Raw genomic sequence first — 19,643 nt, forward strand, 5'->3', positions numbered from 1 at the left:
TCGGACACAGTCAGCGACATTCGGCCATCATGGGTCAATGACAGGACCATGAGGGCCTCAAGCCCCTTAAAGGAGCGGGTAATTCTCACCATGCGGACGATCTCCGAAGTCGCCAAACGCCCGATCTGTCCACACTCCCACCACGCATTCTTGGCCTTGGCATAACAAGACAGTCACATCCTCCTTTCCCCGCTCCCCGCACTCGCCCCCTCGGCCTAGAGTCACGGCCAGTCACCGCGCCGCAGGGCGCGACCAGCACGGCCGTGGACATCCCAGTGCGGCCCGGCGACCCAACGGCACCTCAGATGAGGGGGCCGCGCCAGGGAAAGGAAGAATCGTGCGACACCGTTCTCTGCTCGTCCTCACCACCGTGATCACCACGGGAGCACTGACCCTCACCGCATGCGGATCGCGCGACGAGGCGAAGACCGGAGACAAGGCCGACGGCTCCAAGACCGTCGTCGTCATCGGCGTGGACGCCCCCCTCACCGGATCGCTCTCCGCGCTCGGCCAGGGAATCAAGAACTCCGTCGACCTCGCGGCCAAGACGGCCAACAAGAACAACGAGGTCCCGGGCATCGAATTCAAGGTCGAGGCCCTCGACGACCAGGCCGTTCCGGCCTCCGGTCAGGCCAACGCCACCAAGCTCGTAGGCAACAAGGACGTCATCGGCGTCGTCGGCCCGCTCAACTCCGGCGTCGCCCAGCAGATGCAGGGCGTCTTCGCCTCCGCCAACCTGGCGCAGGTCTCCCCCGCCAACACCAACCCCGCGCTCAGCCAGGGCGACAACTGGGGCAAGGGCGAGTTCAAGCGCCCCTTCAAGACCTACTTCCGCACCGCCGCCACCGATGTGGTCCAGGGCAAGTTCGCCGCCCAGTACCTCTTCAAGGACGCCGGCAAGAAGAAGGTCTTCGTCGTCGACGACAAGCAGACCTACGGCGCCGGCCTCGCCGCGATCTTCTCCGACGAGTTCAAGAAGCTCGGCGGCGAGGTCGTCGGCACCGACCACGTCACCGTGAAGGAGACCGACTTCTCCTCCACCGCCGACAAGGTCAAGTCCTCCGGCGCGGACTCCGTCTACTTCGGCGGCCAGTACCCCGAGGGCGGCCTCCTCGCCGACCAGATCAAGAAGACCGGAGCCAACATCCCGCTCATGGGCGGCGACGGCATCCAGGACCCCGCCTTCATCACCGCCTCCGGCGAAGCCAACGAGGGCGACCTCTCCACCTCCATCGGCTACCCGGTCGAGAAGCTGCCCACCGCCAAGACCTTCATCGCCGACTACCAGGCCGGCGGCTACAAGGACCCCTACGCGGCTTACGGCGGCTACTCCTACGACGCCGGCTGGTCCGTCGTCCAGGCCGTCAAGGCCGTCGTCGCCGCCAACGGCGGCAAGCTCCCCACCGACGCCCGCGCCAAGGTCGTCGAGGCCCTCGGCAAGGTGTCCTTCGAAGGCGTGACCGGCAAGGTCGCCTTCGACGAGTACGGCGACACCACCAACAAGCAGCTCACGGTCTACAAGGTCGAGGGCGGCAAGTGGATCGACGTCAAGAGCGACACGTTCAACCAGTAATCCCGTAGGACCCCGCATCACCAGCCGTACCTGAACCAAAACCACCGCGCGAGGGCGCAACAGCGCCCTCGCGCGGAGTCTTATCCGACACGCTCATCGGAGGCCCTGCGGTGCACGAACTGCCGCAACAGCTGGCCAACGGCCTTGCCCTCGGTGCCCTTTATGGCCTCATAGCCATCGGGTACACCATGGTCTACGGCATCGTCCAGCTCATCAACTTCGCCCACGGCGAGATCTTCATGATCGGCGGCTTCGGCGCGCTCACCGCCTACGCCGCCCTCCCGACCGGCACCTCCCTGCTGATCGCGATACCCGTCATGATCGTCGGAGGCGCACTCGCCTCCGTCGCCGTAGCCACCGCAGCCGAACGCTTCGCGTACCGTCCCCTGCGCAGCGCTCCCCGGCTCGCCCCCCTCATCACCGCAATCGGCCTCTCGATCGCGCTCCAGCAGCTCGTCTGGCAGTTCTACCCGGACGCCAAGAAGGCCGTCAGCTTCCCCGAGTTCAAGGGCGAAGCCTTCAAGATCACCGACGGCCTCGCCATCCAGCGCGCGGACGCCTTCGTACTCATCCTCGCCCCGCTCTGCATGCTCGCCCTCGGCGTCTTCGTCCAGAAGAGCCGCAGCGGCCGCGCCATGCAGGCCACCGCGCAGGACCCCGACACCGCGAAGCTGATGGGCATCAACACCGACCGCATCATCGTCATGGCCTTCGCCATCGGTGCCGCGTTCGCCGCCGTCGCCGCCGTCGCCTACGGCCTCGACAAGGGCCAGATCAACTTCGAGATGGGCTTCATCCTCGGCCTCAAGGCCTTCACCGCAGCCGTCCTCGGCGGCATCGGCAACATCTACGGAGCCATGGTCGGCGGCGTCGTCCTCGGCCTCGCCGAAGCCCTGTCGATCGCCTACATCGAAGACATCCCCGGCATGCAGCAGCTCGGCGGTGGAGCCTGGTCCAACGTCTGGGCGTTCGTACTCCTCATCGTCGTCCTCCTCGTGCGGCCACAAGGCCTGCTCGGTGAGCGCGTCGCGGATCGGGCGTGAGAACCATGACCAACGAAGCCACCCTCCCCCTCGACGCAGAAGCCACCGGTGCCGTCTCCCGCACCGCACTGCTCTACGCGATCATCGGCGGAAGCCTGCTGACCGTCGTCAGCGCCTTCCTCGCCTGGACCTGGACCGCCGAGTTCCCCGGTGACCTCACCTACTACGGCAGCCCGGCCCCCATCCAGTTCCTCAGCCTCGTCGGCGCCCTCCTCACCGCCGCCCACGCGCTCTCCGCGCTCGGCGTCAAGGGCCTGCGCTGGCTCACCCCCACCGGCGCCCGCAAGCCCGTGTGGATCCTCTCGCTCGGCACCCTCGCCGGCACCTGGTTCACCGTCATCGCCATCGCATGGGTCCTCGGCGGTTTCGTCCACCTGGAGCCCGGCGCCTACGTCGCCCTCGTCGGCTCGCTCGTCCCGGCCCTCGCCGCGTACAAGCTCCCCGACGACAGCCACAAGGCGGCCCCCGCCAAGAAGCTGCCCTCCTGGGCCGAGATCGTCATCATCACGGCCGCCTTCGCCGTCGGCCTCTACGTGGTCACCTTCGGCATCGACACCGATGACAAGGAGCCGCAGCTCTTCGTCACGTACCTGATCATCGTCGGCTTCGCGGCCATCGCCCTGCTCAAGTCCGGTCTCTTCGACCGACTCGGCCTCCTCACCGCGAAGAACCGCCAGGTCACCCTCATGGGTACCGCGGCCGCCGCGATCACCTTCCCCTTCATCCAGCAGAGCGGCGACACCTACACGCTCATCGCGGTCAACATCCTGATCTTCGCGACCGTCGCCCTCGGCCTCAACGTCGTCGTCGGCCTCGCAGGCCTCCTCGACCTCGGTTACGTCGCCTTCCTCGGCGTCGGCGCCTACGCCGCCGCCCTGGTCTCCGGAAGCACCGCCTCTGCCTTCGGCATCCAGCTCCCCTTCTGGGCAGCGGTCATCGTGGGCGCCCTGGCCTCGCTCATCTTCGGCGTGATCATCGGAGCACCCACCCTTCGCCTGCGCGGCGACTACCTCGCCATCGTCACCCTCGGCTTCGGAGAAATCTTCCGCATCGCCATGGGCAACCTCGACGGCACCTCCGGCCCCGACATCACCAACGGCCCCAACGGCATCCCCAACATCCCCCACCTCGAACTCTTCGGGTGGAACTTCGGGGAGTCGCACACCGTCGGCGGTATCGTCCTCGGCGCCTACGCCAACTACTACTTCCTGATGCTGCTCGTGATGGCGCTCGTCGTCCTGGTCTTCGCCCGTGCCGGCAACAGCCGCATCGGCCGCGCCTGGGTCGCCATCCGCGAAGACGAGACCGCCGCCGAAGCCATGGGCATCAACGGCTTCAAGGTCAAGCTCATCGCCTTCGCCCTCGGCGCCACCCTCGCCGGCCTCGCCGGCACCGTCCAGGCACACGTCAACAGCACGGTCGTCCCCGAGAACTACGTCTTCGCCGGGCCCGTCCCGCCGAACTCCGCGTTCCTCCTCGCCGCCGTCATCCTCGGCGGCATGGGCACCATCCGCGGCCCCATCCTCGGCGCCGCACTGCTCTTCCTGATCCCGGCGAAGCTGGCCTTCCTCCAGGACTACCAGCTCCTCGCCTTCGGCATCGCCCTCATCCTGCTCATGCGCTTCCGCCCCGAAGGCCTCATCGCCAACAGGCGCGCGCAACTTGAGTTCCACGACGACACCGCTGACCAGGCCCCCACGGACCTGGCCACCGCCAAGGCGGGGGCGTGAACACCATGACCACCACAGACACCACCACGACTGTCCTCGATGCCAGCGGCGTCACCATGCGGTTCGGCGGCCTCACCGCCGTCAAGGGCGTGGACCTCAAGGTCAACGCGGGCGAGATCGTCGGCCTCATCGGCCCCAACGGCGCCGGCAAGACCACCTTCTTCAACTGCCTCACCGGGCTGTACGTCCCCACCGAGGGAACCGTCAGCTACAAGGGCACGGTCCTGCCGCCCAAGCCCCACCTGGTCACCAGCGCCGGCATCGCCCGCACCTTCCAGAACATCCGGCTCTTCCACAACATGACGGTGCTGGAGAACGTCCTCGTCGGACGCCACACCCGAACCAAGGAAGGCCTCTGGTCCGCCCTCCTGCGCGGCCCCGGCTTCAAGAAGGCCGAAGCCGCCAGCGAAGCACGGGCCATGGAACTCCTGGAGTTCATCGGCCTCCAGAACAAGGCCCAGCACCTCGCCAAGAACCTCCCCTACGGCGAACAGCGCAAGCTTGAAATCGCCCGCGCCCTCGCCAGCGACCCCGGTCTCATCCTCCTCGACGAGCCGACCGCCGGCATGAACCCGCAGGAAACCCGCGCCGCCGAAGAACTCATCTTCGCGATCCGGGACATGGGCATCGCCGTACTCGTCATCGAGCACGACATGCGCTTCATCTTCAACCTCTGCGACCGCGTCGCCTGCCTCGTCCAGGGCGAGAAACTCATCGAAGGCACCGCCGCCGAAGTCCAGGGCGACGAGCGCGTCATCGCCGCTTACCTCGGCGAACCCTTCGAAGGCGACCCCGGCGCAGCCGAAGTCGCCGAAGTCGAAGCGGCCGAGGAGCACGCGGCGGCCGAGGCAGAGACCGAGGCACCGGCCGAGGCAGCGGTTCCGGCCGACGCCGACGCGGACGCCGAAGCACCGGCCGACGCCGAAGCCGAAGCTCCGGCGGACTCCGAGGCCGAGGCCGAGGCCGAGCCGGACGCGGGCCCCGCACCGGCCGCGGACTCGGAAGCGGACAGCACCACCAGCACCACCAGCACCACCAGCAAGGACGGAGAGGCCAAATGACCGCACTGCTCAAGGTCGAAGACCTCAAGGTCGCCTACGGCAAGATCGAAGCCGTCAAGGGCATCTCCTTCGAAGTCAACGAAGGCGAAATCGTCTGCCTCGTCGGCACCAACGGCGCCGGCAAGACCACCACCCTGCGCACCCTCTCCGGGCTCCTCAAGCCCGCCGGCGGCACCATCACCTTCGACGGCAAGCCGCTCGCACAGGTCCCCGCCCACAAGATCGTCTCCCTGGGCCTCGCCCACTCCCCCGAGGGACGCCACATCTTCCCCCGGCTGACGATCGCCGAAAACCTCCAGCTCGGCGCCTTCCTGCGCACCGACAAGGACGGCATCGAGAAGGACATCCAGCGCGCCTACGAGATGTTCCCCATCCTGGGCGAACGCCGCAAGCAGGCCGCCGGCACCCTCTCGGGCGGTGAGCAGCAGATGCTCGCCATGGGCCGCGCGCTCATGTCCCAGCCCAAGCTGCTCATGCTGGACGAGCCCTCCATGGGCCTCTCCCCGCTGATGATGCAGAAGATCATGGCCACCATCGCCGAGCTCAAGGCGACCGGCACCACGATCCTGCTCGTCGAGCAGAACGCCCAGGCCGCCCTCTCCCTGGCCGACCAGGCCCACGTGATGGAGATCGGCAAGATCGTCCTCTCCGGCACGGGCCAGGAGCTCCTGCACAACGAGGACGTCCGCAAGGCCTACCTCGGCGAGGACTGACACCCCCGCCACCCGCACAGACGTGAGGCCCGCCACCGGTTCCGGTGGCGGGCCTCACGCGTACCCGCTACTGCGCGGCGTTCTTCTTCTCCTCGGCGTCCTCGATGACCGCCTCCGCGACCTGCTGCATGGACATACGACGATCCATGGAGGTCTTCTGGATCCACCGGAACGCGGCCGGCTCGGTCAGCCCGTACTGCGTCTGCAGGATGCTCTTGGCCCGGTCCACCAGCTTGCGCGTCTCCAGCCGCTGCGAGAGGTCGGCGACCTCCTTCTCCAGCGCCCGCAGCTCCGCGAACCGCGACACGGCCATCTCGATGGCCGGCACGACATCGCTCTTGCTGAACGGCTTCACGAGGTACGCCATGGCCCCGGCGTCCCGGGCCCGCTCGACCAGGTCGCGCTGCGAGAACGCGGTGAGCATGAGCACCGGGGCGATGGACTCCTCCGCGATCTTCTCGGCCGCGGAGATCCCGTCCAGGACGGGCATCTTCACATCGAGGATCACCAGATCGGGCCGGTGCTCCCGGGCCAGCTCGACGGCGGCCTGGCCGTCTCCGGCCTCGCCGACCACGGAGTAGCCCTCCTCTTCGAGCATCTCTTTCAGGTCGAGACGGATGAGCGCCTCGTCCTCGGCGATGACGACGCGGGTCGTCAGCGGCGGAACGTGCGACTGGTCGGCGTCGGGCGTGGGCGTCGACTCGTGCTCGGCGGTCACGGAGGCTCCTCTTTGCGGGGCGGTGCTGCTTGGATGAGCCTACCTAGCTGCACTGCGCGATGGTCACCCGGTACACTCCGACCAGCAACCTTGCCGGGTTGGCGCAACTGGTTGACGCGGAGGTCTCAAACACCTCTGTCCGAAAGGACGTGTGGGTTCGAATCCCATACCCGGCACAGTGTCCGAAAAGCGGACGTTCACCTTCGTGTGAACGTCCGCTTTTTGCTACATACGGACGTCGCTTGTCACCCACAGTGGCGACATGAAGCCTCAGTTTCTAAGCCCGGCAGACGGCGATCTCCCTCCTTCGAGAGGGTGCGCGGAACGCGGAGGTGGCGCGCCGTCTGGATGTGCCTCTCGGCACGATCGGCTACTGGAAGCACGTGGACCGCTCCAAGCGGGGAGAGTGCCCTGGCCCGCACCGGTCCTGACTGTCCACGGTGCGACGGCAGCCGTTTGGACGCACAGGCGTACGCGTATGTGCTCGGCCTCTACCTCGGCGACGGCCACATAAGCCGGTACTCGCGCCACCGGGTCCCGAACCTCATGATCACCTGTGACGACGAATGGCCTGGCCTCATGGAGGCAGCAGAACAAGCTGTGCAGCGCGTGTTCCCGTCCAACCAGGTCTGCCGAGTCCGCAAGATCGGCTGCCACAACGTCAAGGTGGTACTCCATGCACCTGGAGTGCCTGTTCCCCCAGCACGGCCCCGGCCGGAAACACGAGCGGCGGATCGCCCTCGAAGGCTGGCAGCAGGAGATCGTCGACGCCCATCCCTGGGACTTCATCCGGGGGCTCATCCACTCCGACGGGTGTCGGACCACCAACTGGACCGTGCGGAACGGCAAGCGCTACGAGTACCAGCGGTACTTCTTCACCAACAAGTCCGACGACATCCGCAAGCTCTGCACGGACACCCTGACCAAGGTCGGGGTCCAGTGGACGGTCCTGGCGCGGGTTCCGACCCTTATAACGTCTCCGTGGCCCGCAAGGCGTCCGTCGCGCTCATGGACACCAACATCGGGCCCAAGCACTAGCCGGAGCCACCGGCTGCGGGGGTGGGCGGGGGCTTTGAGAGTGGAAGGGGCCGCCGCCGGCCCGACCGCCCGCCACCGGTCCGCCGCAGCGGCGAGGGCCCGGACCGCCGTCGAATCGGGGGCGGCGTTCCAGATCCGGAACGTCGAGTTGCCGCAGTTCAGCTGCGACACGCATCCTTCGCGGCGTTGGAACCTGGTCAACTTCGACGGGGAGTCGTACCAGGTGGTGAATGCGCCAACCGGAACGGCAGTTCGTATCAGCTCGTGAACCTGCAGACGGACAAGTGCATGACGGTGGCGGGTGGCCGCTCGACCGACAACAACGTGCGGTTGGTGCAGTTCAACTGTGACGGGGATGCGTCGCGTCGCTGGGTGCTGCGGCTGGCGGGCTGAACCCGGAGGGGTGGGTTCTAGTCGGGGAGGTCGCCGTTGCCGCCGAGGTTGGCGACGAGGTGGCGCAGGGTGTCGATGGTTGCGGCGTAGGCCGTGTTGTCGATGCCCTGGCGCATGCGGGCGTGGACTTCGGCGTTGCGGTGGTGGGCGCGGAGGCGGCCGGCTTCGCCTGCGGGGGTGAGGGTGAGGGTGCCGTCGGTTTCGGTGAGCCAGCCTCGGGTGGTGAGGTCGTCGTAGACGGTGGGGAAGTCGGTGTCCTGGTCGTCGTAGGGGGCGAGTTTTGCGGTGAGGGTGGTGCGTTGCCAGTGGCCGGGGGCTGCGGCGATGTGGTTCAGGATCCACCAGTGGGGTGGGTGAGGTGTTCTTCGGCGAGGGCGGTGCGGAGGCCGCCGATGGCGTGGTGGGCGGCTTCGCGGGCCCGGTGGGCGATGGGTTGGGCGGCGAGTTGGGCCTGGGGGTGTTCCTTGATCGTCATGCCGGTGAGCGTGGGACCTCGTGTTTGGTTGAGGTCAAGGTTTGCGGGGTCCGCGTCGGGTGGGACGGGCCCGACGCGGTGTGTGGGGTGGGTCAGCGGACGGCGTCGCCGATGTGGTGGACGCGGACGAGGTTGGTGGAGCCGGTGACGCCGGGGGGTGAGCCTGCGGTGATGACGACGATGTCGCCGGGGAGGCAGCGGCCGATGCGCAGGAGTTCTTCTTCGACTTGGGCGACCATGGCGTCGGTGGAGTCGACGTGGGGGCCGAGGAAGGTTTCGACGCCCCAGGTGAGGTTGAGTTGGGAGCGGGTGGCGGGGTCGGGGGTGAAGGCGAGGAGGGGGATGGGTGAGCGGTAGCGGGAGAGTCGGCGGGCGGTGTCTCCGCTTTGGGTGAAGGCGACGAGGAATTTGGCGCCGAGGAAGTCGCCCATTTCGGCGGCTGCGCGGGCGACGGCTCCGCCTTGGGTGCGGGGTTTGCTGCGTTCGGTGAGTGGGGGGAGGCCCTTGGCGAGGATGTCTTCTTCGGCTGCTTCGACGATGCGGGACATGGTTTTGACGGTGTCGACGGGGTATTTGCCGACGCTGGTTTCGCCGGAGAGCATGACGGCGTCGGTGCCGTCGATGATGGCGTTGGCGACGTCGGAGGCTTCGGCGCGGGTGGGCCGGGAGTTGTCGATCATCGAGTCGAGCATTTGTGTGGCGACGATGACGGGTTTGGCGTTGCGTTTGGCGAGTTTGACGGCGCGCTTTTGGACGATGGGGACGTGTTCGAGCGGCATTTCGACGCCGAGGTCGCCGCGGGCGACCATGATGCCGTCGAAGGCGGCGACGATCTCGTCGATGTTGTCGACGGCTTGGGGCTTTTCGATCTTGGCGATGACGGGGAGGCGGCGGCCTTCTTCGTCCATGATGCGGTGGACGTCTTCGATGTCGTGGCCGCTGCGGACGAAGGAGAGGGCGATGACGTCGGCGCCGGTGCGCAGGGCCCAGCGGAGGTCGTCTTTGTCCTTGTCGGAGAGGGCGGGGACGGAGACGGCTACGCCGGGGAGGTTGAGTCCTTTGTGGTCGGAGACCATGCCTCCTTGGATGACGAGGGTGTTGACGCGGGGTCCGTCGACGTTGGTGACTTGGAGGGTGACGCGGCCGTCGTCGACGAGGATGCGTTCGCCGGCGGTGACGTCGGCGGCGAGGCCTTTGTAGGTGGTGCCGCAGGTGTGACGGTCGCCTTCGATGTCTTCGACGGTGATGGTGAATTGGTCGCCGCGTTCAAGGAGTACGGGGCCTTCGGTGAAGCGGCCGAGGCGGATCTTCGGGCCTTGAAGGTCGGCGAGGATGCCGACGCTGTGGCCGGTTTCGTCGGAGGCTTTGCGTACGCGCTGGTAGCGCTCTTCGTGTTCGGCGTAGGTGCCGTGGCTGAGGTTGAGGCGGGCCATGTCCATTCCGGCTTCGACCAGGGCTTTGATCTGGTCGTATGAGTCGGTGGCGGGGCCGAGGGTACATACGATTTTTGCTCGTCGCATGGGGCGAGCGTATGCCCCTACCAGGCAGTAGGAAATTGGTTCCCGGTGTCCGCTCAACAACCTTTGGGCAAAAGCTTGTTGACAATTGTTGAATGTGCATGGGGGTGCTCTGATGAGCACCCCCTGCGGTGTCTCAGAGCTCGGGCGGGGTCATGGTGAAGCGGGCGTTCACCTGGGCGTAGACGGTCTGGCGCTGGGGTTCGAGGTCGAGGGGCGGGGTGGTGGTTTCATCGGTTCCGCCGTAGGCCATGGAGCGCATGACGCCGGCGGGGGCGGCGTTGAAGGGGGCGGCGTTCTCGGCGCCGAGGTCGGCGAGTTCGACGAGGGCGGCGAGGCGGGCGCCGAGGGCGGCGGCGTATTCGCGTGCGCGTTGGACGGCTTCGAGTACGGCTTGGCGGCGGGCTTCGCCGTGGGCGGGTGAAGTGGGGCGCAGGGCCCACCAGGGGCCGTCGATGCTGGTGAGTTCGAGGTCGGCGAGGCGGGTGGTGAGTTCACCGAGGGCGGTGAAGTCGCTCAGTTCGGCGGTGATGTGGACGCGGCCGTGGTAGGCGCGGACGCGTTCGGCCCGTCCGTGGCGGGTGAGTTCGGGGGTGATGGAGAAGGCGCCGGTTTCGAGTTTTTCGACGGGGTCGCCGTAGCTCTTGACGAGGTCGAGGACGGTGTTGTTGCGGCGGGTGAGGTCGTCGAGGGCGGTGCGTCGGTCGGTGCCGCGGGCGCTGACGGTGATGCCGATGCGGGCGATTTCGGGGTCGACTTCGAGGCGGGCTTCGCCGCGGACGGCGACGCGGGGTACTTCGGGGGTGCCGTAGGGCTGGTGCGATGCGTCCTGGGTCATGGTTTCACTGTCGCACTGCGGTGTGCGGGGGTGTGGTCATCGGATCGAAACCTTGTGGGGGTGTTGCTGCTTGTTACCGATCGGTCAGAATCTACGCGCGTTGTTCACGCCTCAAAAGGGGAGATGGCATGGCGTTCGACCGCAGGACGTTCTTGGGTACTTCGGCTGCGACGGGTGCGGCTGTGGCGTTGGCGGGGGCCACGAGCCCCCCGGCCGCCGCGGCCGAGGCCGGTTCGGCGGCGGCGGCTTCGGCGGCTGCTTCACCGCGGACGTACTCGTTCACGGTGATGGGGACGACCGATCTGCACGGGAATGTCTTCAACTGGGACTACTTCACGGACAAGGAGTTCGACGACAAGGCGCACAACGACGTGGGTCTGGCGAAGATCTCCACGTTGGTGAACCAGGTCCGCGCGGAGAAGGGGCGGTGCAACACGCTGCTGATCGATGCGGGTGACACCATCCAGGGCACGCAGTTGTCGTACTACTACGCGAAGGTCGATCCGATCACGGCTCGGCGTGGGCCGGTGCATCCGATGGCGCAGGCCATGAATGCGATCGGCTATGACGCTGCGGCGTTGGGCAATCACGAGTTCAATTACGGGATTCCGGTGCTGCGCAAGTTCGAGGAGCAGTGTGATTTTCCGCTGCTGGGGGCGAACGCGCTGGATGCGAAGACGCTCCGGCCGGCGTTTCCTCCGTACAGCATGCACCGGCTGCGGACTCCGCACGGCCGTGATGTGAAGGTGGCGGTGCTGGGGCTGACGAACCCGGGGATCGCGATCTGGGACAAGGCGAACGTGCAGGGGAAGATGACGTTCCCCGGTCTTGAGGAGCAGGCGGCGAAGTACGTGCCGAAGCTGCGCTCGATGGGTGCGGACGTGGTGATCGTGTCGGCGCATTCGGGTTCGAGTGGTACGTCGAGTTACGGGGACCAGCTGCCGTACGTCGAGAATGCGGCGGCTTTGGTGGCGGAGCAGGTTCCGGGGATCGACGCGGTCCTGGTGGGGCATGCGCACACGGAGATCCCGGAGTACCGGGTGAAGAACAAGGCGACCGGCAAGGACGTGGTGTTGTCGGAGCCGCTGAAGTGGGGGCAGCGGCTGACGCTGTTCGACTTCGAGCTGACGTGGTCGAAGGGCTGCTGGTCGGTGGCGAAGGTGTCGGCGAGGGTGCTGAACTCGAATACGGCGGCCGAGGACCCGAAGATCGTGTCGTTGCTGTCGGACGAGCACCGCAAGGTGGTGGCCTACGTCAACCAGGTGATCGGGACGTCGGTGCAGGCGATGTCTTCGGCGGAGGGTCCGGTCAAGGACGTGCCGATCATCGATCTGATCAACCACGTCCAGGCGGAGACGGTGAAGGGGGCGCTGGCCGGGACGGAGTGGGCGGCGCTGCCGGTGCTGTCGCAGGCGTCGTGTTTCTCGCGGACGGCGTCGATCCCGGCGGGCCAGGTGACGATCAAGGATGCGGCGGGTCTGTACCCGTTCGAGAACACGATGGAGGCGCGTCTGCTGACGGGTGCGCAGTTGAAGGATTACCTGGAGTTCTCGGCGCGGTACTTCGTGCGGACGGCTCCGGGTGAGGTGGTGGATCCGGCGAAGCTGACGAATGCGGAGGGTACGCCGGATTACAACTATGACGCGGTCTACGGCCTTGCGTACGAGATCGATGTCGCGCAGCCGGTCGGTTCGCGGATCTCGGGTCTGTCCTTCCAGGGGAAGGCGGTGGATCCGGCGGCGCAGTTCGTGCTGGCGGTGAACAATTACCGGGCTTCGGGTGGGGGGAACTTCCCGCACGTGCCGCAGGCGAAGCAGCTGTGGTCGAACTCGGAGGAGATCCGTAACACGATCATCCAGTGGGTGAAGGCGAAGGGGACGATCGATCCGGCGCAGTTCGCTTCGGTGGACTGGCGGCTGACGCGGGCCGGTGTGCCGGTGTTCTAGTCGGTTCGCAGGTGGTGCCCGTTTTCGGGTGAAAGGGCTCGGTCCACTGGACCGGGCCCTTTTTTGCTGCGGGGGCCAGGGTGAGCGCGTTGCGCCGTATTGTCAAGCCCCGAAATACAGGGACATGTCTTGGCTGGTCGGTCTGGGGTTACCTGAAGCACGGACCGAAGCGGTCCGTGGAATTCGTCGGCATCATCCGGCACAACGTCGGAACCGCGAATTCCCCCATCCCCACACAAGGAGACCTTCATGCCCAGGAAGCCCCTGACCCGGCGTTTCGTGATGCTGACGACGACGACCGCCCTGGCGGTCGGAGCCGCTGCCCTTCCCACGGGTGCATTCGCCGCGACGCCGCCGCCCGACCCGACTGCGGCGGTCAGCCAGGCCAATGTCGTCAACGGCAATTTCAGCGCTAAAGACAGCCATAAGCAGGACGGGAAGAATCACAAGGGGAAGAACAACAACAATCGGAAGAAGGGCAACGGCAAGCATCACCCGTCGCCGAAGCCGAAGCTTCCGGTGCCGCCGAAGATCCCCGTTCCGCTGCCTCCGGGTCCGGTGCCGCCGAAGCTTCCGGTGCCGCTGCCTCCGGGTCCGGTGCCGCCGAAGATCCCGATTCCGCTGCCGCCCGTACCGCCCCAGATCCCGGTCCCGGTCCCGCCCAAGCTGCCGGTCCCGCCGAAGTTCCCGATCCCCAAGATCCCGGTTCCGTTCCCGAAGATCCCGGTTCCCAAGCCGCCGATCCCGCTTCCCAAGTTCCCGCTGCCGAAGCTGCCGCTGCCGGTTCCGCCGCTGCCGAAGCTGCCGGTTCCGCCGCTTCCCAAGCTGCCGCTGCCGGTTCCGCCGCTGCCGAAGCTGCCACTGCCGGTGCCGCCGCTGCCCAAGCTGCCGATCCCGCTGCCGCCGCTCCCGAAGCTGCCGATCCCGCTGCCGCCGCTGCCGTTCCCGCTGCCGTTCCCGCTGCCGTTCTGATCGCTGCGGGGAAGGCTGAGGCCGATCCCGAAGTGGACGGCAGCAGCTCCTGGGCGGGCACCCGTGAGGGTGCCCGCCCTTCGGCGTCCTAGGGGTGGTCGACGAGGGGCCGCAGGGCGACGGTGGGCCGGGGGCGGCTGGGCTCGCGCTGGTCGAGGCCGAAGGTGGTGAACGCGGTGCGGGTGGGCAGGGGGTAGGGCTCCTTGCCGGTGAGGGTGTTGAGGATGCCGGCGCTGCGCCAGGCGACGAGGCCGAGGTCGGGGGCTCCGACGCCGTGGGTGTGGCGTTCGCCGTTCTGGACGAAGATGCTGCCGCTGACGCTGGGGTCGAGGATCATGCGGTGCTGTTCGTCGATGCGGGGCCGTCCGGAGGAGTCCTTGCGCAGGTACGGGTCGAGGCCGGCGAGGAGGCTGGTGAGCGGGCGCTCCTTGTAGCCGGTGGCGAGGACGACGGCGTCGGTGGTGAGGCGGGAGCGGGCGCCTTGCTGGGTGTGTTCGAGGTGCAGCTCGACTTTGGTGGTGGCGACGCGGCCTGCGGTGCGGACGCTGACCCCGGGGGTGAGGACGGTGTCGGGCCAGCCTCCGTGGAGGGTGCGGCGGTAGAGCTCGTCGTGGATGGCGGCGATGGTGGCGGCGTCGATGCCCTTGTGGAGTTGCCATTGGGCGGGGACGAGCTGGTCGCGGACGGGTTCGGGCAGGGAGTGGAAGTACCGGGTGTAGTCGGGGGTGAAGTGTTCGAGGCCGAGTTTGGAGTACTCCATGGGGGCGAAGGAGGGGGTGCGGGCGAGCCAGCTGAGGCGTTCGCGGCCGGCGGGGCGGGCGCGCAGCAGGTCGAGGAAGACTTCGGCTCCGGATTGGCCTGATCCGATGACGGTGACGTGTTCGGCGCCGAGGATGCGTTCGCGGTGGTCGAGGTAGTCGGCGGAGTGGATGACGGGGACGGTGGGGGCTTCGACGAGGGGGCGCAGGGGTTCGGGGATGTGGGGGGCGGTGCCGATGCCGAGGGCGAGGTTGCGGGTGTGGGTGCGGCCGAGGGCTTCGGCTTCGCCGTCGTTGTCGAGTTGGGTGTAGTCGACTTCGAAGAGGTCGCGTTCGGGGTTCCAGCGGACGGCGTCGACCTGGTGGCCGAAGTGGAGGCCGGGGAGGCGTCCGGCGACCCAGCGGCAGTAGGCGTCGTATTCGGCGCGCTGGATGTGGAACTGCTCGGCGAAGTAGAAGGGGAAGAGCCGTTCCTTGTGCTTGAGGTAGTTGAGGAAGCTCCAGGGGCTGGAGGGGTCGGCGAGGGTGACGAGGTCGGCGAGGTAGGGGACTTGGAGGGTGGTGCCCTCGATGAGGAGTCCCGGGTGCCAGCGGAAGTCGCGGCGCTGGTCGTAGAAGGCGGTGGCGAGTTCGCCGGCTCCTTGGTGGGGGAGGCCGTGGGCGAGGGCGGCGAGGGAGAGGTTGGAGGGGCCGATGCCGATTCCGACGAGGTCGTGGGGTGCATCGTGCTGGGCGGTCATCGGTGGGTGCTGCCTTCCAGGAGGGTGACGAGGGTGTCCAGGTCCTGTGGGGTGGTGTGGGGGTTGAGGAGGGTTGCCTTGAGCCAGAGGCGGCCGTCGGCGGTGGCGCGGCCGAGGACGGCGGTGCCGGTGTGGAGGAGGGTGCGGCGGAGGGCGGCGATGTGGTGGTCGTCGCCGGTGGTGGTGTCGGGGGTGGGGCGGAAGAGGACGGTGCTGATGGTGGGTGGTGCGTGGAGTTCGAATGCGGGGTGTGCGTCGAGGACGTGTGCGAGGTGGTGGGCGAGTGCGCAGGTGCGGTCGATGAGGTGGGCGAGTCCGTCGCGGCCGAGTGAGCGCAGGGTGGTGGCGATCTTGAGGGCGTCGGGGCGTCGGGTGGTGCGCAGGGAGCGGCCGAGGAGGTCGGGCAGGCCTGCGTCGGTGTCGTCCGGGGCGTTGAGGTAGTCGGCCTGGTGGGCGAGGGGGGCGAGGAGGGTGGTGTCGGGGACGGCGAGGAGGCCGGCGGCGACGGGCTGCCATCCGAGTTTGTGCAGGTCGATGGTGATCGAGTGGGCGCGTTGCAGGCCCGTGAGGGCGGGGCGGTGGCGGGGGCTGAGGGCGAGCAGTCCGCCGTAGGCGGCGTCGATGTGGAGGTCGGCGCCGTGGTGGGTGCAGAGGTCGGCGAGGGGGTCGAGGGGGTCGATGAGTCCGGCGTCGGTGGTGCCGGCGGTGGCGGTGACGAGGACGGGGCCGCGGGTGGCGTCGAGGGCTTCGGCGAGGCGGGCCGGGTCGAGGGTGCCGGCGGGGGTGGGCAGGGCGGTGGTGGGGGGCAGGCCGAGGAGCCAGGCGGCGCGGGGGATGGAGTGGTGGGCGTTGGTTCCGTGCAGGACGGTGAGGGTGGGGCCGTGGCGTTCGCGGGCGAGGAGGAGGGCGAGCTGGTTGGCTTCGGTGCCGCCGGTGGTGATGAGGGCGTCGGGGTGGGGGGTGTCGTAGAACTCGGCGGCGAGGGTGGTGGTGAGGAGGGCTTCGATGGCGGAGGCTGCGGGGGCCTGGTCCCAGGAGTCGAGGGAGGGGTTGAGGGCGCTCGCGGCGAGGTCTGCGGCGGCTGCGACGGCGAGGGGCGGGCCGTGGAGGTGGGCTGCGCAGAGCGGGTCGGCGGGGTCGGCGGCGCCTGCGGCAAGGGTGTGGACGAGGGTGCGCAGTGCTTCGTGGTCGCCGGTGCCGTGGTCGGGCAGGAGGTCGCCGAGTGCGGCGGTGACGCGGGCGGTGACGGTGTCGGGGCCGCCGGCGGGGAGGGGGCCGCCGCGGGCGCGGGCTCCGGTGTGGAGGGCGTCGAGGACGGTGTCGATCAGGGGGCGCAGGGCGTCGGCGCCGGCTGTGCCGCCGGCGAGCGGGGGCAGGGGTGCGGGCGGCGGCGCTGTCATGGGTGTCCTCACGGGAACGGGTCGGCTGGGGGGCCGGCCCCGTCGTGCGGTGCCCGGCGGTGGGCGCTGCTGCGGTGACAGTGGAGGCCCGACCGGTACAACGACCAGATCCGAATGGGGTAACCGCCGGAGTTTGTCCGTGGGGGGTTCTTGCCGTGCGGGGGCCCGGCCCGCCGGTGGGGCGGGCCGGGTGCGTCCGGTGGTGCGGGGTCAGGCGGTGCGGATGCGCAGGGCGCGGGCGAGGTCGTCGAGCTGGTCGACGAGCTTGCGGCGCAGGGAGGGGACGATGTCGGCTTCGGCGAGGCAGGCGCGTCCGGTGTTCAGGTGGTCCTCGTCGACGGCGTGGCCGGGGAAGGCCCAGCGGCCTGCGGCTTCGGCGATGGCGGGGCCGCGACGGGCGCTGACGGAGACGGCTTCGGGGTAGTAGCGCGGTACGTAGTCGCGTACGAGGTCGGCCTGTTCGGGCTGCCAGAAGCCTTGGGCGGTGGCGCGGAAGAGGTAGTTGGACAGGGAGTCGTCGTGGAAGAGGCGTTCCCAGGCGGCGGCTTTGGCTTCGGGGGCGGGGAGGGCGGCGCGGCAGTGGGCGGCGCCTTCCTCGCCGGTGGCGCTGGGGTCGGCGGCGAGGGCGGCGGTGATCTCGTCTTCGCCGACGGCGCCGAGGACGGCGAGGCGGGCGAGGATGCGCCAGCGCAGCTCGGGGTCGAGGTCGGGGCCGCCGGGGACGGTGTCGTCGGCGAGCCAGGCGGCGATGGTGTCGGGCTGGGTGGCGCTGTCGATGAGGGCGCGTACGGCGGCGAGGCGCAGGCCGGGGTGTGTGCCGTCCTCGGTGCGGCGCAGGAGGGCGCGGGCGGTGGCGGTGAGGGTGGTGAGGGCGTCGGTGCGGTGTTCGGGGGTGAGGTAGCCGTCGGTGATCTGGTGGCGGGCGAAGGCCAGTACGCCTTGGACGACGGCCAGGTCGTCCTCGGCGGGGAGGTGGGCGGCGGCGGTCGCGAGGTAGGTCTCGGGTTCGAGTTCGCCGTCCCGGACCATGTCGCGCAGGGAGGTCCAGACGACGGCGCGGGTGAGGGGGTCGGGGAGGGAGCCGAGGGCGGCGAGGGCGGTTTCGACGGAGGTGGCGTCGAGGCGGATCTTGGCGTAGGTGAGGTCTCCGTCGTTGAGGACGAGGAGGGCGGGGCGGGGGCCGCTGACGGAGATGACCTCGTCGGAGGGGACGTCGAGGGCGAGGAGTTCGCGCAGTTCGAGGCCTTGGTCCGGGGTGCGGTCGTAGAGGCCGGCGGCGATGGTGTGCGGGCGGGTGCCCTGGTGGTCGACGGTGAGGGTCCAGCCGGCGGGCCCTTCGGTGGTTTCCTCGATGCGGGGGGTGAGGGTGTCGGCGCCGGTGGTGCGCAGCCAGATGTCGGCCCAGGCGTGGACGTCGCGGTCGGTGTGGGCGGCGAGGGAGTCGACGAAGTCGGCGAGGGAGGCGTTGGCGAATTTGTGGCGGGTGAAGTGGGTGTTGATGCCGGCGAGGAAGTCCTTCTCGCCGAGCCAGGCGACGAGTTGGCGCAGGGCGGAGGCGCCCTTGGCGTAGGAGATGCCGTCGAAGTTGAGGAGGGCGCTCGCGGTGTCGGGGACGGCGTCGGGGGCGACGGGGTGGGTGGAGGGCCGCTGGTCGGCGTCGTAGCCCCAGGGCTTGCGCTCCATGCCGAATTCGGTCCAGGTGCCGGTGAAGCGGGTGGCTTCGACGAGGGTCTGGTAGCCCATGTATTCGGCGAAGGACTCGTTGAGCCAGATGTCGTCCCACCAGCGCAGGGTGACGAGGTCGCCGAACCACATGTGGGCCATTTCGTGGGCGATGACCATGGCGCGGCGCTGGCGTTCGGTGTCGGTGACGGCGGAGCGGAAGACGAATTCGTCGCGGAAGGTGACCAGGCCGGGGTTTTCCATGGCGCCCGCGTTGAACTCGGGGACGAAGGCCTGGTCGTAGGAGTCGAAGGGGTAGGGCTCGGAGAACTTCTCGTGGTAGCGGTCGTAGCAGGCGGTGGTGACGGTGAGGATTTCCTCGGCGTCGGCGTCGAGGTGGGGGGCGAGGGACTGGCGGCAGTGGATGCCGAAAGGGAGACCGGCGTGTTCGGTGCGCACGCTGTGCCAGGGGCCGGCGGCGAGGGCGGCGAGGTAGGTGGAGATGAGGGGGGTGGGGGCGGACTTCCAGATGCCGGCGCCGTCGCTGTCGCGGGTGCCGACGCGTTCGGTGGTGCCGTTGGCGAGGACGGTCCAGTGGGCGGGGGCGGTGACGGTGAACTCGAAGACGGCCTTGAGGTCGGGCTGGTCGAAGGCCGGGAAGACTCGCTGGATGTCGTCGAGGAACATCTGGGTGTAGACGTACGTCTCGCCGTCGGCGGGGTCGGTGAAGCGGTGCAGGCCCTCGCCGGTGCGGGAGTAGCGCATGCGGGTGTCGAGGCGCAGTTCGTGGGGGCCTGCGGTCAGTCCGGTGAGCGGGAGGCGGTTGCCGGTGAGGGCGGCCGGGGCGAGGGGGTGGCCGTCGAGTTCGGCGGAGCGCAGCTCGTCCGGTTTGAGCTCCACGAAGGTGTCGGCGTCGGTCCGGGTCGCGAACCGGATGACGGTGGTGGAGTTGAAGGTGTCGCCGTCGCCGGTGAGGTCGAGGGTGACGGTGTAGTGCTGGACGTCGAGGAGCTGGGCTCGGTGCTGCGCTTCGTTGCGCGTCAGTGCGGACATGGGCCCATGCTGC

General features: G+C 68.6%; 15 protein-coding genes, 1 tRNA gene and 1 pseudogene. 10 read left to right on the forward strand and 7 right to left on the reverse strand.

Annotation, left to right across the window (positions count from 1 at the left end; all coding sequences use genetic code 11):
- The first annotated feature begins 337 nt into the window (after positions 1 to 337).
- The 5 genes from AC0666_RS13155 (at position 338) to AC0666_RS13175 (ending at position 6,120) form a co-directional block, all read left to right on the forward strand.
- Complete coding sequence (locus AC0666_RS13155; protein WP_468966886.1) at positions 338 to 1,573, forward strand: branched-chain amino acid ABC transporter substrate-binding protein; 1,236 nt, start codon at positions 338 to 340, stop codon at positions 1,571 to 1,573.
- Positions 1,574 to 1,683: 110 nt separating this feature from the next.
- Positions 1,684 to 2,616 carry a branched-chain amino acid ABC transporter permease gene (locus AC0666_RS13160; protein WP_468966889.1) on the forward strand — a complete coding sequence of 311 codons (933 nt, stop codon included), beginning with the start codon at positions 1,684 to 1,686 and terminating at the stop codon, positions 2,614 to 2,616.
- A gap of 5 nt (positions 2,617 to 2,621) precedes the next feature.
- On the forward strand, positions 2,622 to 4,346 hold the full coding sequence (locus AC0666_RS13165; protein ID WP_468966892.1) for a branched-chain amino acid ABC transporter permease: 1,725 nt from the start codon (positions 2,622 to 2,624) through the stop codon (positions 4,344 to 4,346).
- A 5-nt stretch (positions 4,347 to 4,351) separates the two neighbouring features.
- Positions 4,352 to 5,407, forward strand: a complete 1,056-nt coding sequence (locus AC0666_RS13170) for an ABC transporter ATP-binding protein (RefSeq protein WP_478707600.1) — start codon at positions 4,352 to 4,354, stop codon at positions 5,405 to 5,407.
- Positions 5,404 to 6,120: an ABC transporter ATP-binding protein gene (locus tag AC0666_RS13175; RefSeq protein ID WP_361720922.1), complete on the forward strand. Its 717-nt coding sequence runs from the start codon at positions 5,404 to 5,406 to the stop codon at positions 6,118 to 6,120. The genes AC0666_RS13170 and AC0666_RS13175 overlap by 4 nt, the downstream gene beginning before the upstream one ends.
- A 67-nt stretch (positions 6,121 to 6,187) precedes the next feature.
- On the opposite strand, the gene AC0666_RS13180 is transcribed toward AC0666_RS13175, so the two are convergent.
- On the reverse strand, positions 6,188 to 6,838 hold the full coding sequence (locus AC0666_RS13180; RefSeq protein WP_361720919.1) for an ANTAR domain-containing response regulator: 651 nt from the start codon (positions 6,836 to 6,838) through the stop codon (positions 6,188 to 6,190).
- 92 nt (positions 6,839 to 6,930) lie between these two features.
- On the opposite strand from AC0666_RS13180, the gene AC0666_RS13185 reads away from it, so the two are divergent.
- The 3 genes and pseudogenes from AC0666_RS13185 to AC0666_RS13195 all read left to right on the forward strand — a co-directional run bounded on the left by AC0666_RS13185 (position 6,931) and on the right by AC0666_RS13195 (position 8,269).
- A tRNA-Leu gene (locus tag AC0666_RS13185) sits at positions 6,931 to 7,014 on the forward strand.
- A 156-nt stretch (positions 7,015 to 7,170) separates the two neighbouring features.
- Positions 7,171 to 7,876: pseudogene (locus AC0666_RS13190) on the forward strand (helix-turn-helix domain-containing protein).
- Between the two features lie 264 nt (positions 7,877 to 8,140).
- On the forward strand, positions 8,141 to 8,269 hold the full coding sequence (locus AC0666_RS13195) for an RICIN domain-containing protein (protein ID WP_468966898.1): 129 nt from the start codon (positions 8,141 to 8,143) through the stop codon (positions 8,267 to 8,269).
- Positions 8,270 to 8,600: 331 nt separating this feature from the next.
- Here the strand turns inward: AC0666_RS13195 and AC0666_RS13200 are convergent, their stop codons facing one another.
- From AC0666_RS13200 to AC0666_RS13210, 3 genes are all read right to left on the reverse strand, one after another.
- On the reverse strand, positions 8,601 to 8,744 hold the full coding sequence (locus tag AC0666_RS13200) for a hypothetical protein (RefSeq protein WP_478707601.1): 144 nt from the start codon (positions 8,742 to 8,744) through the stop codon (positions 8,601 to 8,603).
- A gap of 92 nt (positions 8,745 to 8,836) precedes the next feature.
- Entirely contained in the window at positions 8,837 to 10,264 is a 1,428-nt protein-coding gene (pyk, locus tag AC0666_RS13205; protein WP_478707602.1) for a pyruvate kinase, read from the reverse strand.
- Between the two features lie 133 nt (positions 10,265 to 10,397).
- The gene (locus tag AC0666_RS13210; protein WP_478707603.1) at positions 10,398 to 11,099 is read right to left on the reverse strand and encodes an SIMPL domain-containing protein; all 702 of its coding nucleotides are present in this window, start codon (positions 11,097 to 11,099) and stop codon (positions 10,398 to 10,400) included.
- A 128-nt stretch (positions 11,100 to 11,227) separates the two neighbouring features.
- On the opposite strand from AC0666_RS13210, the gene AC0666_RS13215 reads away from it, so the two are divergent.
- Together AC0666_RS13215 and AC0666_RS13220 are read left to right on the forward strand one after the other, a co-directional pair.
- Positions 11,228 to 13,045 (forward strand): bifunctional metallophosphatase/5'-nucleotidase, encoded by a 1,818-nt coding sequence (locus AC0666_RS13215; RefSeq protein WP_478707604.1) that lies wholly within the window; start codon positions 11,228 to 11,230, stop codon positions 13,043 to 13,045.
- A gap of 282 nt (positions 13,046 to 13,327) precedes the next feature.
- The gene (locus tag AC0666_RS13220) at positions 13,328 to 14,017 is read left to right on the forward strand and encodes a hypothetical protein (protein WP_478707605.1); all 690 of its coding nucleotides are present in this window, start codon (positions 13,328 to 13,330) and stop codon (positions 14,015 to 14,017) included.
- 88 nt (positions 14,018 to 14,105) lie between these two features.
- On the opposite strand, the gene AC0666_RS13225 is transcribed toward AC0666_RS13220, so the two are convergent.
- The 3 genes from AC0666_RS13225 to pepN all read right to left on the reverse strand — a co-directional run bounded on the left by AC0666_RS13225 (position 14,106) and on the right by pepN (position 19,630).
- Positions 14,106 to 15,515, reverse strand: a complete 1,410-nt coding sequence (locus tag AC0666_RS13225) for a lysine N(6)-hydroxylase/L-ornithine N(5)-oxygenase family protein (RefSeq protein WP_478707606.1) — start codon at positions 15,513 to 15,515, stop codon at positions 14,106 to 14,108.
- Positions 15,512 to 16,915 (reverse strand): pyridoxal phosphate-dependent decarboxylase family protein, encoded by a 1,404-nt coding sequence (locus AC0666_RS13230; protein WP_468966914.1) that lies wholly within the window; start codon positions 16,913 to 16,915, stop codon positions 15,512 to 15,514. Before AC0666_RS13230 ends, AC0666_RS13225 begins: the two co-directional genes overlap by 4 nt.
- Positions 16,916 to 17,125: 210 nt before the next feature.
- The gene (pepN, locus tag AC0666_RS13235; protein WP_478707607.1) at positions 17,126 to 19,630 is read right to left on the reverse strand and encodes an aminopeptidase N; all 2,505 of its coding nucleotides are present in this window, start codon (positions 19,628 to 19,630) and stop codon (positions 17,126 to 17,128) included.
- Between the last annotated feature and the right edge of the window lie 13 nt (positions 19,631 to 19,643).

It is taken from the genome of Streptomyces sp. NPDC043680 (assembly GCF_056436685.1).